The organism is Klebsiella sp. CSG-1 (assembly GCF_056521145.1).
The window spans coordinates 544684-556949 of sequence record NZ_JBWNLD010000003.1; the positions used below are offsets into that span (position 1 = coordinate 544684).

Consider the following 12266-nt stretch of genomic DNA (forward strand, 5'->3'; position numbering starts at 1 on the left):
GGTGTTCCACAGGACTTAGTGATTAAAAAAGGTGTTCTGATGTAAAAAACGCTGTAATTCACTTTCGTTTGCGAGATGCAGTTTATCCATCGCCTTACGCTTCTGCGTCGAGACGGTGCTCATGGCACGACATTTCTTCGAGGCTATTTGTGACAGCGAATAACCCTGATTGATCAGGTTGAGAACCTCCCACTCCTTGGTGGTCAGTTCATCCGATGAATGTTGCAGAAGTTCTTTAATCGTCTGTGATATATAAGGTTCTGCATGAGGTGAGGCGATCGCCTTCGTCAATGCGCTCAGCAGTTCATGAGCAGTATCATGGGGGCTGATCAGAATATTCATGCCTGAACTCACCATTTTCCTCAGCAACACTGGCTTCATATTTTGGGCGAAGAGTACGGTCACCGTTCGCTGATGAGGGCAAATAACGGAAAGCATTTTTCTGATTTCCGTTTCGTGGAAAAAACCATCGAAAAGGCAGGATGAATTAATCAGCAGAATATCTATTTTATTATTTTCAACCGCGCTTAACAGTGCGTTCAGATTGGGTAAATGATGTAGCCTTAAATAATGTGTTTGCAGTTCACGCTGTAAACAGGTGGTGATGAGGTCATAGGTCATGAAATATTTATGAAAGTAGGTAATGTTAAGCGTCATGTTTTGCATGGGAGACTATAATTATGTCGAATTTAATAAACCGTGTTACATCGCATCTGCGCTTCTCCCCCAGCCATCGATAGTGGGTGGGGGAGAGAGGCCTGACTTCATAATTGGCGCGTATAGGCGATTTGTTTGCCGTAATCATCGATGACTGACCAGCTCAACAGCCCGGAAGCGCTCGCTGGCGAAAGCGGCACTGCGGTGGAAGCTCCGGGCGCAATCATCATGGTGGTCAGCTGTTTTCCTCCCAGACGTAGCTCTCCTAACGTCATGTTGTAGGGCGTAGGGTTAGTAATCAGCAGCGACCGGTTTGTGCTACTGCCTTTTTTAAGCGTAAATATCAGCGACTCTCCGATGTTCTCATCCGGTGCTTTCAGACCGGCTGGGCGGACAAAAACTTTTAAGCGGATACGTAGAGGCAAAATGATTTTTTTACCCTTTTCGCCGTCAGATTGCGTGTTCGGCGGGATCTGATAGATATTCAGCCAGTAGACGCGCTCGCGCCCGGCCGCAATTTCCTGACGCGAGGAGAGCATGACGCGCAGATTGCGGGATTCTCCCGGTTCCAGCTTAAACAGCGGCGGCACCACAACCAGAGGCGTATGGAGGTTATCCGGCTGAGCCAGCGGATCGTTATCATCGCTCCAGACCTGAACCAGCGCTGGCGCTCTTTCTGAATTCACCAGCACCAACGTCTCGGCGATACTGTTTTCATTAAACACCAGCCGGCTCTGCGTGCTGTTGACCACCGCGCCTGCATAGCGGGCACTTAGCAAGAGTGTCATCATCAGGCAGGTCTTACTGAAGACTGACAAAAATCTGTGCTTGCGCATGGACCGACCCTGCCGTTGCTTGTAACCCTGGAAGCCGCTCAAGAGAAGCGGTGAATAATCCGCTATATCGACTGCCACCTGTACCCGTTGCCCCAACGTTGTCCAGATAATCGCTAAAGCCATACCAGCCCGCGGCATTGCCTGTTCCGGTGGTGGTATTGGTGGACAGCAGAGTAAGCGGCGTACTCGATCCCTCTGGGTAAATGCGGATGCCGACGCCTGAAGCCACGCCGCTTGTTCCGTAGCTATTGTCCAGCAAATGACTGATGCCGCCGGAAGCGTTTTTCAGCCCCAGCGTAGCAGCCTGGGCAAGCGCCGTGGGCTGGGTGACCAGAAACCCCATGGCCACGGGTGGTGTGGTGGTGTTTGTCACCGTCCCGGATACCGCGCCGGCATCGCATTCAATCGCGACATTAAAATTGCTGGTGCTGGTCATGCTGGCGTTGAGTTCAGCCGCCCCGATCGGGGGAAGAGTAACAACCTGATCAAAATCACTGACCACGCAGGTCTCGCCGTGGATGATGGTGGTACTCCCTCCTCTCATCCCCCACACCGCCACTATGTTTGTAGCAGAAGCTGAGGGGCTGGTTGCCTGCGCCCCCGCGATGGGGCTGGTCATACCGAAAACCGGTTTAAAGCGCACGGTGGCTTGCGCCTGGGTCAGGGTGTTAAATGCGTTACGTGGGTCAGCATATGAGATATTGCCGGAATCGTTGGTTTTAAGTAGCTCAAAGGTGATATTGCTGAACGCGGAAGCTGGAACATAGATAGTGGAACCGACGGTAATATAATCCGCGGGGGTTAATTTACGCTCCTGCCAAAATTTTGTGTAATACGCCCCTGCTTTCTGGTTCGTAATACGAAAAGCGACATTTTTTGCCGGTGTAATATACCCGCTGTCAATATCATTGACCTCAATCCCACCATAAAAGTTTGAGTTAGCCGTGGCGTACATTTCATAGAGCGAATCCGCATCGGACAAAGGGCATTTGTATAAAATTTGATTCGCCGCATAGGGGGCATGCAGCCCGGAGCTAATCACGTCCACGTTTGCAGTGCCCAGTAACGTACCGGGTGGGTTTAATGATACCGACCCCGTGCCGATACTGAGTACCCCGAAAGAAATAGGGGCGTTATTACCATTCGTGACCAGCGGGGTGGCGGTGTAGCCCATATCGGCAACTTCCTGAGGAATATCGTTGATTCCCGTACCGATTGAGGTCACTCTGCGACACTCCGCCTGAGCCCAGGGGGCGCTGACTATCATGAGTGCGGCAATCAGGCCGTGTTTTAACTGAATAACTGGAAATTTCATGTGTTATCTCACTGTACGCAGATGCCATTTAAATGGATGAAGTTATTGCCTGATGCTTTATTCCGTGCGGGCATCTGGTAATTGACGCGGCACGTTTGCTTGCTGTCCCAGCGAATGAATAAAGTGCCGGAGGCATCGGGCAAGCGCGCATAGACCTGTCCATTCTGGCCGGCCATCCCAATGTTTTTCCCATCCCGGTCCTGAACCTCCGCACCCATCGGTACCGGAGAGCCATCGGGCATCATGACCGCGATCAGGGCAGGGGTACCGCCAAGGGTGTTGAAAGCCACTTTCGGCACCGCGCCCCGAACCGGGACCACGCGTACGTTTCCACCTTCCAGCTCGACATCCTGGTCCAGGGAATTACCGTCAATGCTGATGGTGTTGTAGCGGTATGGCGCCAGAGAAGGCGCAATCCCATAGCCGAAGACATCAATTCTGGCTCCCTGCGCATTGTTAATGCGCGCGCCGCTGGCACCTTTGGCTTCAACCAGAGCAAAGGTATCACTGGCGTACGGGCCGTAGGTGACGCCGCCGCTGTGCAGGGCCAGAGTCCCTGCGGTTCCCAGACCCAGCTGGTGATCTTTGCCGCTGTGAGCGTAAGAGGCTCGCATTGTTCCTGAGCGGGTACGCTCCTGCACATTCGCGCCCCAGCGCATGGTATGGCTTCGGCCCTGTTCCAGTGCGGTGTACTTGTCGTGATTGGCGTACAGGGAATAGGTGAAATCATTTTCTTCGCCTGCGGAACCGGAAAGAGTGGTCATCGCCGTGCGGGTATTTTTATTCTTCGTCATGTCGAACGACACGCTTGAGCGAGAGTCACGCCAGTCGAGCGGAATGGAAAACCCGATGGAAACGACGTTCTCGGTATATTTCTGATAACGACTGGAATCATATTCAGCGTCATTGACGCTATAGATATAATTCGTGTTACTCCAGCTGGAACGCTGCCTGCCGACGTTGATGTTGTAGCTGAGCTTTTTCCATATGTTGTTGTAGGACAGCTGTAGCTCAGTGATACGCGAACGGTTGTTGTAATAGTCGGTGCTGCTGCCGCTGAGCGAGAGAGTACCGTACTCGTCCATGTTCTGGCTTAACGTCGCGGTGAAGCGGTTACGTTGCTTAAGCGTGTCGGAGTAATAATTAGCTCCGTTCTGTTGCTGGCGCCGCACGCCGAGAACATCCTGGAGATCGCGGTATCCGGCGGTGGAATAGCGGTAGGCTGCCAGCACAATATTGGTGTTGCTCGGGAAGGTTTTGCTGTATGCCGCCTCGGCGCGCCAGCCGCTTTTGGACTGATTGTTTTCCACCTGCGCATGTGACCAGGTTGTATTGAGCGATAACGCGCCGAGTTCAGAGGCGAAAACGCCACCGGCGAGCAATGCCTGATAATTGTTGGCGAACCGCGCGCCGGTGTTGGCGGTAAAACGGTTATTCACCCCGTACTGCAAGACGCCTTCGGCGAAAGCATTCTGTACGGAGTAATAATTCCTGACTTTACCTGCGGCCAACTGATAGCTCATATTGCCCGGACGCATGGAGCCCGGCACGGCAGCATAAGGCACAACGAAGAAGGACGATTTTCCGTCGGTTTCAATGATCTGCACCTCAATATCACCCTGACTACGGGTATTGTAGAGGTCGTCGATCAGAAAGGGGCCCGGAGGAACCTGCGTTTCGTAAATAAGATGGCCTGCCTGGCGGATCAAAACCCGGGCATTGGTATTGGCCACGCCACGGATTTCGGGCGCGTAGCCCAGTTTTCCCTGTGGCCACATGCTTTGATCGGTATACAGCTTGACGCCGTTAAAAGAGATTGAGCCAAACATGGCGCTGTCGGTATAGGTATCGCCGACCATCAGCTCGCTGGAGATGGCGGGCAGCGGGCGCTGTACCCAGGTTCTCACCGAGTTCCATTTATAGGCATTGCCTGCAGTGCTGCTCTGCATGTAGCGCAGATTGGCCTGGTGACGTAATTGCCACATCCCCATATTTGCGCCGGCGTTGATCATGCTCCACAGATAGCTGTAGTGAATGTCACGCAGAATATTGCGGGTGTAGCTGGTGTTATGGCGTAAAAATAACAGCGGCGCCCCCGCATCCCATTCGGCAACCGGGATATAGTCGCGAGGCGGGCGGTTGAGCATAATTTGTGGGATGGAAAACTCCACCGACAGCGTTGACGGTTTAATCCGCCAGCTTCCCTGCCGGGTAATATCCGCTAAAGATAAACACGGGACCTGGGGGAGGGAGGAGGGCTGGATTTTTAGCTGTAACAGTTTAATTAGCTCAGCATCAAGACACAGCTGCGCACTTTTGTCCGTCGGATTGATTTTCTGGAATTTAACCGGAACCTGGCTTTTTATTTTAGTACCATTGAGTACCAGGTCTAAATTCTGCTGCCCCGGCGCAATGATAACCTCAGTATCGTTGAATTTTTCCAGGCTGATACCTTTAGCAAACCCTGATCCAGCGAGTAAATTGTTGTCAAAACGATACTCTTCTGCAAAGGCCGAATGCGAAAACAGAGAGGCTTTAATCATGCAGGTTATTAATGCAAGACGAAAATAAACTTCCTTATTTTTGAATTGGATATACATGGCTTACCGTTGCTCCATAATCATTAACCAGACCGATCTCTATTCCCTTAGCGCTCCTGTCAGTCACCTTTCCGGCATTAAGCGCAATGTCTACAGCGGTAAAAGGCGCAATCATTGGTGGTTTATGCTTTGCATTAACACCGTTAACGCTCACCTTGCTTAATGAGATGTAATAGGGAGAGGTATTAGTAACCCGGATGCTATTTGCTGACGTGTTACTGACCGTCAGATAGTCGAAAATCATTTTTGGGTTAGTTTTTAAACCCGTGGGTCGATAAAACACTTTCATTCTGTTTTTCAACATCACAACGATTTTGCTACCTTTATCGCCGCCAATGTTTGCCGGAGGTACCTGAAGGAAGTTGAAATAAAATATAGATTCCCGGTCCTGCGGCAACGGTTTATCTTGCGTAAAGAAAACGCGTAAAATTTGCCCTTCTTTTGCCGCAATGCGAAACGTTGGCGGCGTAACAATAAAAGGGGCCGTTCCTGTTTCAGGCGTAGAGGAGGGATCGCCACTGTCGAACCAGGCCTGAATCACATAAGGAAAATCATCATCATTTCTTAGTTTTAGATCAACGGACTTTGCGTCAGAGGGATAAATTACCCGCGAGCCGGTCATGACCACACTGGCCAATGCTGACTGACAAAAATAGAGGGATAATATAAATAAGAAAATGCTACGCCATTGTAAGCGGGACATATCAGTCACCTGTTGGAAATTATTTTCTGACAACCCGGAAAGAATAAATTAAGACCATCCCTGGTCTTAATTTATCTAAATATCGATTAAGAGATATTGAATCCCTGTTTTAACGCCTGATTAGTTGTAGCTAACCGCGTACTGCATCGAGGCCTGTACCGCGCCTGGGGTGGCAACGCCGGCTTCACTGATATACTGCGCGGTGTAGGTCGCAGAGGCAGAATCTGCTGCTGTCGCCAGAGTCAGATCGCCAGATGCAGTAAAGGGAGTCGTAAAGTTGATTGGCGCTGCAGCGGTATCCAGAATCTGGATTTCAGCATTTGTTGCCGCAGTAGTACCCGTTGCCACGTTGCCCAGGTTGCCGCCTACGGTGATGCTGTTACCTGCAAATTTGCTGGAAATAGTCGTTGGTTGTGTAGGATTGCCAGTACAGCCGCTTACGCTGATGTCGAAGGTGGTTGGTTTCGCAACGCTACCCGCAGTAAGCAGTTCGGATTTATTAACGCTCGGCAGCAGAACTACCGGGCTAACTTTGTTGCCGTTAATCGCCACGGTACAGGTTTCAGAGGTGACTTCCCCAAGGAAAGTGACGGTATTATCAGCAGCTAACGCCTGTGCACTAATCAGAAGAGACATCGCAGTAACAGGGATCAACACCAAACTTTTTTTCATTGCAAAATATCCTTTAGAAAAATAATCAGCCTACATGTATTAGGCTGGTGAGTGTAATTTCTTCCTTTAAAGTTAATGTTGAAATTACGCTTCGTTTTATACGCATGCTAAGGGTTGGCGCATAAAATAACCGCGGAGTTAAATTTCAACATCAATGCAACTAAAATAAACGCAAAGCGCTTTTTAGTTTGCCGGAGTATCTTGGTGTTGAGGGCTGGAATTGTGTAGTGATTTAATCTGATGAAACATGAAGTGCGCATTTGAAAATGTGAAAAAATCTTATCCTGAGGCGTTCTGCCGCGGCTTCACAAATGATAAAGACATATTGCCCCGCCTTCGCGGTTTTTCGTTGGTGGTCGACGTTACGACAAAGGTTAACTATGCGTGAGATTCTTAATAATGGAGTGATTAGATAAAGGCGATGTTGTTTTTTTATTTGGTACGAAATGTGAAATCGTTATGCCGGGTAAAAGATAGACGTTAGCTGATCATGTATTAAATGTACTTCACTGGGGGGTATTTCATTAGTGACAAAATATATCGCCTAATGGGCAGGCATCATTCGTTTATTGTCTCTTGAGCGGCTGTTGGCGCTTTATGAAATTTATGAACCAGCACTGGAAACAGGTTTTTGCGGCATTGACAGTACGCAGAGGCTAGTTTTTCTGGAAGAATAGTGCGTTGCATATTGCCGCACGAAACCGGTGTATCCCGTCCTGCTATTGGACATTATTCCCTTCTGTGTTCACCTGTTTTACGACAATGGGGCGAAAATGATGAACATTGGCATTGAACAACGCCACACGATTACCAGCAGGGCATAAGAAACCGGTGAGTATCCTCACCGGTTAACCCGTTACCTGACGGTATCGATGCGGCTAAAACGTTTACCATCGGCGCTGACAGTACGTACGTTCACTGCGCCCTGCACCTGTGGTTGCGCATTGTCATCATAACGTTGCCAGCTGCTGCCACCATTGGTGGAGTACTCAATGATCATCCCCGGGAAACTGGTGTTTGCTTCCAGTTTGCCGTTGGTGATTTTCGCCCCCGGTACCGGCAAACGGAACGCTATACTGGCTTTTTCCATCTTCGCCAGTTCCCGGCTGCCCAGGATATTGGCGAAACGAATCCAGTCCTTATTCTGTGCTTTCGCATCAACATGGTGCGTTACGCCCGCCTTATAGCTTTTCCCCTTCAGGTAATCCTGCTCCCACGCCGCTTGATGCCATGCGCGTTCGGCAACGGAGAACAGCCGCGGGAAGAGGCGATATTCCATCTCTTCGTCGGTACGGACGATTTCGCTCCATATTTGAGCCGACAGGCCATACGCGCCCGGCCACTCTTTATCTGCCTTGCCTTCAAACGGGTTACCGTCCCGATCGAGTGAAGTTTCTGCATTTTGCGGCAGGTTATTTGGTGTGAATCCAAAGATCTTACGCTCATCGCTAAAGCGCGTTGCCCAGTAGAAGCCTGGCTCCTGAGGATTAACCTCGTATGGGTGATCCAGATAAACATAATCCGGGTTGGAAATGACCACTTCGTAGCCTTTGTTTGCCCAGTCATTAACCGACTCCGCACCGCCCCAGAACAAGGTGTCCCAGAAATTTACCGCCGTTTTTTGGGTGGCAAAATCGGTCGCATCCTTAGCATGCTTTAATCCATCCTGCCAGGCCTGCATTTTCGCAATACCATGCTGGTTGACCAGTTGACTGACTTCCACGGCGAACCAGCTCGGCAGATGCTCAATATCGGCCACTTTTCCCTCTTTCAGCATGGCCTGGCAGACCGCTGACTTCGCCCACGGTTTATCCTGATTGCGCTGTTCAATCTGACCTTTACCTTCCTGCGGATTGTTTTTATCGGTATATCCGGCGCCCAGATAAATATTTTTCGCTTCATCACCACCAAAATGCCAGGTCGTTAGCGGTAGTCCCGCCTCTTCATGCATTTTCTGGATTTCGCCCATCACCTTATCGACAAAATGACGAGACGACGGTAAGCATGGGTTCAGATAACCGGTGCGATCGTAGAACTGAACCCCGGTAGTCACCGAAGTATCGTCAGGATCGAGTAGACGGAATTCATTCGCTGCTTTCTCTTTACCTTCTTTCATCAGACGATCGTAGCGTGCTTCCATCGATATGGTTGCCGCTCGGGCATGCGCGGGCATATCAATTTCCGGGATGACATCAATCTGCCGCGCTTTGGCATACTTGAGTATCTCAATATAATCAGCACGGCTAAACCAACCACTGCCGTTCGTAGTGCTATCCGGGCCTGACCCCAGTTGCGGCAGCAGGCAGGTTTTTTCCGTCAAATCATGGCAGCGCTTTCCTCCGACTTCCGTCAGTTCAGGTAGCCCAGGGATCTCAATACGCCAGCCTTCATCGTCGCTGAGATGAAGATGGAATTTATTCAGCTTCAGCGCCGCCATCTGTTCCAGTGCCCGCAAGATAGCCGCTTTACTGTGAAAATTACGCGCAACATCGATAAACAAACCACGATACTGGAAACGCGGCGCATCTCTGGCTTCAAGAGTGGCGATCTTCATCGGCCCCTCTGCAGGAACCAGTGAAAGAATTGACTGGAGGCCGTAGAAGACCCCAGCCCGATCGTAACCGGTTACCAGTGCCCCCTTTTCGTCAATCTTAAGGGTATAAGCTCCCGGTACCGCTTCCTTACCCTGGAAAGATGGCGCAGAAATTTCGGTACGCACCGGGTAACCTCGATCGGTTTTCAAGCCCAGCAGGGAGAAGCGCTCGGTAATCGCCTCTGCCGACGGCTTCGGCAGGGCAGAGAGATCCAGCTTAACTCCGTGGCTCAGATCAACATCCCGATCATGCACGTTAACCACCCGCGGCGTTGGCACAATTTGGCCGCGCAGGGATGAGGCGTTGAGCAATTTCACATCGCTGTTTTTCTCAAAGCGTACTTCGGCCGTCATCAGGACATTGTTGTCGGCGGCCGTGCTTTTCCATAAATCACCGCGAATTGGTGTGACAATCTGATTGAGATCTTCTGTATCGGTACTGGCAATGACTTTGGGCTGCGCATCCGTGGAAGTGACGTACCAACGCGGGATCACATCACTCATAAACAGCTGCCAGTATTCATTAATAATCGGGATGTCCACAGCTTGTCCTGCCGGGAATGCGCTAAATTTATCAGTAGGTTCCAGTTTGTGCAGGTCGCCGATGATATGCGTAACCTTAAACCGGGCATTATCCACGCTCAGAATCCGGCGAATACTGGAGAAATAAATCGCCCAGTCTTTACCCGTAATTGCATCGCCATCATTCGTTAACCTGATGGTGGCCTTGTTACAGGATGCCCAGTCCGCGCCCAGGCTGGCGCAATCAACGCCATGCAGCGCCGCGTGGTTATCCACGACGGTATAGTTAATCTTGAGTTGACTGATTTGATCGACAGTTTGCTGATTGGCAAAGGCTGTTCCGCTGCCCATTATTCCAGCAACTGCGGTTGCCAGCAGGCCTGTTTTTAATGATTTCATGTCATTTTCCTTAATGATTATCGGCCCTGGTACTGCACGTTAATGCTGGAATCAGCAGAGAAACTTTCGGCGTTAGCCTGCGGAAAAATAATCCAGCCTGGCGCGTCAATTGCCAGCGCTGGGGTATTACGTTTTCCAGTAAAGATATGCATGTGAATTTCCTCTTGACATTTAAAACGCGGGAAAGGCAGACCGCGTGAAATTAAAAAAATAAGCCAATAATAAACGCTATAAACCCCTTAATAAGCATGAATACATTATTTTTTGTGACGCGAATTATCAATCTGTTTTTGTGTGACAAACTGAATTTTATGACAAAACGCACATATTATATTTCTCTTTATTGCACTTGAGTTTTGCCAGGTTGTTTTTGTAATTATTTGATTTTTAAAATCAATTAATGGATTGAATTGATTTTATGATGAGCGGGAATAGTGGCCGCGAATAAGATTTTTCCCCATTACAAATGGAGTTAATTTTTATCGTGAAAATATGCCGTGGTCAAAGAGAGGCGACAGACATGTAAGACCTACCGTCCCCGTATCACTATCCCTGTACGCTTGTGCTTTTGAATTGCCCTTTGAGTCGATAGTGATCTCTTCCCGGAAACCTCAAAATAAAACGGGTGTGCTTACGCTGACACAGCGGAAACGGTCGTACTGCCTTGTGCAGAGCAACGCTTCCGCAGGGGCTGCCGGTTTCGCTGTCCTCCTTTAAATGTGATGATAAACAATAACATACAGTCTTTTTCCCTGACCCATCTGATGAAGTAAACCCTTACTGCCTGTATTTCGCTCTTCACCTCAAGCCCATTTCATCGACACATACTCTCCTTTATTTCGTGATTCATCTCTCATTTTATTCATTATTCGAATTGTCACGCTTGATAACTATGTGGCGGAGTGTAGTCTAAAGCATAACTTCACAAATAATTGTGAAGAAGGAAAGTACATCACAAACTCGTTTGAAGGATCCACCCCCATGTCGGAATTGAAATTTGCCACGCGTTTAAACTCTTTTGCCTCAGGAGCGAACCTCTACTGGCCGGATCTTCAGGGGAAACCCTCTGTGCTGCAGATGATTGCCCGTGCCGGTGAGGTAAAAGGGTTAACCCATCTTGATCTGAACTACCCGCAGCACATCACGACTGATATTCAAACGCTGCGCCAGGCCATTGAGGATGCGGGACTGGCGGTCAACGGTATGCAAATGCGCTGGGATGCACCGCAATTTAAGATTGGGGCTTTTACTAACCCCAACCCACAGATCCGTCGTGAGGCCATTGAGCTGACAAAACGCGGGATTGATGCCGGGCGCGAATTTGGATCACGTCTGATGACGCTGTGGATGGGGCAGGATGGTTATGATTACTGCTTCCAGGCGGATTACAAAAAAATCTGGAACGATGCGGTGAGCGCAGTCCGTGAAATTGCCGAATATGCGCCGGACGTGGATATCAGTATCGAATACAAACCGAATGAGCCGCGTGCTTACAGTATTTTCCCCAATGCCACGACATGTTTACTGGCAGTAGAAGAAGCCGGCTGTCCGAATCTGGGGATCACGCTTGATTTTGCTCACGTGCTGTTTGCCAATGAAATTCCGGCTTATGCTGCGGCGATGGTAGCCCGCCGTTCACGCCTGCTGGGGCTTGATCTCAATGACGGCTGGGGGAAACGTGATGATGGTTTGATGGTGGGCTCGGTTAACCCGCGCGCCACGCTGGAATTCCTCTGGCAGATGCAGCGTGATGGGTATCAGGGGGCCTATTACTTTGACACATTCCCGGATGCCAGTGGCCTGGATCCGGTTCGTGAAGCTGAAATCAATATTGCGACCGTTACCCGATTACTCAAACTGTGCCAACAACTGGACGGCAATGATGAACTGGCAGCGGCCATTAGCCGCCAGGATGCCGTTGCCTCTCAGCGGATAGTTAATGACATTATGCTAGCCAGATAGCGCAAAA

The 12266-nt window shown here is 49.9% G+C and carries 9 protein-coding genes; 1 reads left to right on the forward strand and 8 read right to left on the reverse strand.

Going from position 1 to position 12266, the window contains the following annotated elements:
- Positions 1-15: 15 nt before the first annotated feature.
- The 8 genes from AC007G_RS10550 to AC007G_RS10585 form a co-directional block, all read right to left on the reverse strand.
- The gene (locus AC007G_RS10550; protein WP_164887142.1) at positions 16-621 is read right to left on the reverse strand and encodes a helix-turn-helix transcriptional regulator; all 606 of its coding nucleotides are present in this window, start codon (positions 619-621) and stop codon (positions 16-18) included.
- 143 nt (positions 622-764) lie between these two features.
- Positions 765-1448, reverse strand: a complete 684-nt coding sequence (locus AC007G_RS10555; protein WP_131063669.1) for a fimbria/pilus periplasmic chaperone — start codon at positions 1446-1448, stop codon at positions 765-767.
- Between the two features lie 10 nt (positions 1449-1458).
- On the reverse strand, positions 1459-2808 hold the full coding sequence (locus AC007G_RS10560) for a fimbrial protein (RefSeq protein ID WP_081277353.1): 1350 nt from the start codon (positions 2806-2808) through the stop codon (positions 1459-1461).
- A gap of 8 nt (positions 2809-2816) precedes the next feature.
- Positions 2817-5351: a fimbrial outer membrane usher protein gene (locus tag AC007G_RS10565; RefSeq protein WP_050500300.1), complete on the reverse strand. Its 2535-nt coding sequence runs from the start codon at positions 5349-5351 to the stop codon at positions 2817-2819.
- A gap of 34 nt (positions 5352-5385) precedes the next feature.
- Positions 5386-6111, reverse strand: a complete 726-nt coding sequence (locus AC007G_RS10570; protein ID WP_032695320.1) for a fimbria/pilus periplasmic chaperone — start codon at positions 6109-6111, stop codon at positions 5386-5388.
- 120 nt (positions 6112-6231) lie between these two features.
- Entirely contained in the window at positions 6232-6783 is a 552-nt protein-coding gene (locus tag AC007G_RS10575) for a fimbrial protein (RefSeq protein ID WP_064793710.1), read from the reverse strand.
- 856 nt (positions 6784-7639) lie between these two features.
- Positions 7640-10297, reverse strand: a complete 2658-nt coding sequence (locus AC007G_RS10580) for a beta-N-acetylhexosaminidase (protein ID WP_064793214.1) — start codon at positions 10295-10297, stop codon at positions 7640-7642.
- A 17-nt stretch (positions 10298-10314) separates the two neighbouring features.
- Positions 10315-10449 carry a hypothetical protein gene (locus tag AC007G_RS10585; RefSeq protein WP_260612551.1) on the reverse strand — a complete coding sequence of 45 codons (135 nt, stop codon included), beginning with the start codon at positions 10447-10449 and terminating at the stop codon, positions 10315-10317.
- An 829-nt stretch (positions 10450-11278) separates the two neighbouring features.
- Between AC007G_RS10585 and AC007G_RS10590 the strand changes: the two genes are divergently transcribed.
- Positions 11279-12259, forward strand: coding sequence for a TIM barrel protein (locus AC007G_RS10590; RefSeq protein ID WP_032686869.1), 981 nt, complete (start codon positions 11279-11281; stop codon positions 12257-12259).
- The last annotated feature ends 7 nt before the right edge of the window (positions 12260-12266 follow it).

Bases quoted from the DNA above. Each gene is read 5' to 3' on its own strand.
- AC007G_RS10565 (WP_050500300.1), bottom strand. From the start codon at position 5,351: ATGATTAAAGCCTCTCTGTTTTCGCATTCGGCCTTTGCAGAAGAGTAT.
- AC007G_RS10560 (WP_081277353.1), bottom strand. From the start codon at position 2,808: ATGAAATTTCCAGTTATTCAGTTAAAACACGGCCTGATTGCCGCACTC.
- AC007G_RS10555 (WP_131063669.1), bottom strand. From the start codon at position 1,448: ATGATGACACTCTTGCTAAGTGCCCGCTATGCAGGCGCGGTGGTCAAC.
- AC007G_RS10575 (WP_064793710.1), bottom strand. From the start codon at position 6,783: ATGAAAAAAAGTTTGGTGTTGATCCCTGTTACTGCGATGTCTCTTCTG.
- AC007G_RS10550 (WP_164887142.1), bottom strand. From the start codon at position 621: ATGACCTATGACCTCATCACCACCTGTTTACAGCGTGAACTGCAAACA.
- AC007G_RS10585 (WP_260612551.1), bottom strand. From the start codon at position 10,449: ATGCATATCTTTACTGGAAAACGTAATACCCCAGCGCTGGCAATTGAC.
- AC007G_RS10590 (WP_032686869.1), top strand. From the start codon at position 11,279: ATGTCGGAATTGAAATTTGCCACGCGTTTAAACTCTTTTGCCTCAGGA.
- AC007G_RS10580 (WP_064793214.1), bottom strand. From the start codon at position 10,297: ATGAAATCATTAAAAACAGGCCTGCTGGCAACCGCAGTTGCTGGAATA.
- AC007G_RS10570 (WP_032695320.1), bottom strand. From the start codon at position 6,111: ATGTCCCGCTTACAATGGCGTAGCATTTTCTTATTTATATTATCCCTC.